The sequence below is a fragment of the Variovorax sp. P1_H12_2 genome, from assembly GCF_056405335.1.
This window is the reverse complement of record NZ_JBFUCI010000644.1, coordinates 1-2,265: the sequence shown is the minus strand read 5'-3', so window position 1 is coordinate 2,265 and position 2,265 is coordinate 1. Positions and strand designations below refer to the sequence as shown.

The 2,265-nt window shown below is 65.6% G+C and carries 2 protein-coding genes; one reads left to right on the top strand and one right to left on the bottom strand.

The genetic code is table 11. The annotated features are described in order from the left end of the window. Positions 1–95: 95 nt before the first annotated feature. A complete protein-coding gene (locus AC1D2K_RS33655; protein ID WP_478094643.1) occupies positions 96–1,883 on the bottom strand; it encodes a terminase large subunit domain-containing protein in 1,788 nt (595 codons plus the stop codon). A 146-nt stretch (positions 1,884–2,029) separates the two neighbouring features. On the opposite strand from AC1D2K_RS33655, the gene AC1D2K_RS33650 reads away from it, so the two are divergent. Next, positions 2,030–2,265 (top strand): GPO family capsid scaffolding protein (locus AC1D2K_RS33650; protein WP_478094642.1); only part of this gene is annotated, 236 nt, incomplete at its 3' end.

The following is a 2,265-nucleotide window of genomic DNA, read 5'->3' as shown; positions in this document are numbered from 1 at the left end:
GTCCAGCAGATCGCGTCGGTCCATCACCGGCGTCGGTTCGCCGAAGGTGAAGGCCTCCATGCGTGCCGACGGGTCGGCAAGCGCTTGTGTGTCCATCAGGAAATCTCCATGAAGCCGCTGTTCGCGGCGGTGATGCCTTCCAACGGCTCGTTGTCGAGCGCATGCATGCAGGCCCAGGCGAGGTCGGCGTGGCCGGTCTCTTCGTTGCGGCCGGCCTCGAAGGTGATGTTTCGGCCGCTGGCCGTGAGGGTCTTGCGGATCGCCAGGAAGGCGTGCGCCAGGTCGACCCAGCCGGCGTCGAACTTCAGGCGCTTCTTGCCGATCACGCTCTTGGCCTTGAGCACCAGGCGTGTCTTGACGTCGAGCGAGTAGTTCAGCGCCTTGGCGGCCGGATAGAACTTGGTCACCAGCTGGTAGACGCCCTGCCCCAGCCCGGTGGTGTCGATGCCGATGAAGTTCACGTTGTAGCGCAGCGTGATCTGCCGGATCGCCTCGGCCTGGGCCTCGAAGTCGAGGCCGCGCCACTGCAGGCGCTCGAGCACCCGGAAGGTGCCGCCGGGCTTCTCGGGCGGCGCGAGCACCACGCAGCCCGCGGTGTCACCGGTATGCGAAGGGTCGTAGCCCACCCACACCGGCCGGTAGCCGAAGGGGCGCGAAGTGAAGGGCTTGTAGTCGTCCCAGTCCACCCACGAGTCGACCATGCAGTGCTGCAACTCCGACATCGGAAACACCGACTGCGTGTCGTCGATGAACCCGCACATCAGCAGGTTCTCGAACTCCTCGGGGTTGTACTCGAGGCGCAGTTCGTCGATGTCGAACAGGTCGCAGCCCCCGGCCATCGCGTCGAGGATCGTGACGATGTTGCGCCACACCTTGTCCTCACCCGTGAAGCCGCTGGCCAGCCGCGCGTGCGACAGGTCGAGCGCAATGCGCTGGTCCTTTGGCCGGCGCTTGTTGAAGCGGTCACCGCTCCAGTAGGCATAGGCCTCGTGCTGGATGCTCGATGGCGTCGAGAAGTAGGTCTTGCGCCACTGCTTGTGCATCGCCATGCCGCTGGCGACCTTGTTGAGCTCCTCGAATCGATGGGTCCAGAAAAACTCGTCGAAGTAGAAGTTGCCGTGATAGCCCTGCGCGGTGCGCGCGTTGGTGCCGAGGAAGTGGATCTGCGCGCCGTTCGACAGCACGATCGGGTCGCCCGTGAGCGCCACGCCGCAGGCCTCGAAGGCGAACTGAGTGATGTACTGCTTGAAGATGTGCGCCTGCGCCTTGCTGGCCGACAGGAAGATCTGGTTGCGGCCGGTCTGGATCGCGTCGGCCAGCGCCTCGCGGGCGAAGTACCAGGTCGCGCCGATCTGCCGCGACTTCAGGATCATGCGCGTGCGCTGGTCGGCATTTCGCAGCCAGATCTTCTGGTGCCCGAAGAGCGAATCACGGAAGGCGTCGAGCAGCTGCGCCGACTGGTCCTCGTCGAACACGTTGCGCTGCGGCTTCTTCTTCGGTGCCCTGTTGCGCCGCTCGATCGCCGGGTTGAGGTCAGCCTCCTTGCCTGTGGCCTGGTACTTGTGGACGCGCGCAAGCCGCTCGATCTGCCGGCCCAGCAGATCGATCTCCTTGAAGTCGCCGCCGGTCTTGCCGTCCTTGACGATGAGCTGCACCAGGCGCGCCTCGAGCGCCCCCTCGACCCGCTCGACCGGTTGCGCGTTGTCCCATTGCTCGGCATCCTTCCAGCCGTGCACTGTCGTCCGCGCAAGTCCGAGCAACTCCGCGATCGACGACACGCGCCACCCCTGCCAGTAGAGATGCCGCGCCTCGCGACGCTTCGCGGGCCCCGGCGCGGCGGCCGCCTCGGGCTTCTTCAGTTCGGCATCGGTGGTGGTCGGCATGGCCCCGAGGCTATGAGTGCGAACCGGGATTTGCGACAGGGCCGCGCCACTTCGGTTTGTAGATCGCCGATCTACAAGTGAATTGCGTTGAGCCGCACGCGGGGTGCGCGGACCATCGGGCCACAGCCCTCAACCGCACAACACCCATGGCCCAGAAATCCAAGTTCTTCCGCGTCGCCGTCGACGGCGCCACCACCGACGGTCGCACCATCGACCGCAGCTGGATCGAGCAGATGGCGCGCAACTTCGACCCCCAGAAATACGGTGCCCGCATCTGGCTCGAGCACATCCGCGGCATCTACCCCGACAGCGACTTCCGCGCCTACGGCGACGTCACCGCGCTCAAGGCCGAGGACGTGACCATCGACGGCAAGAAGAAGCT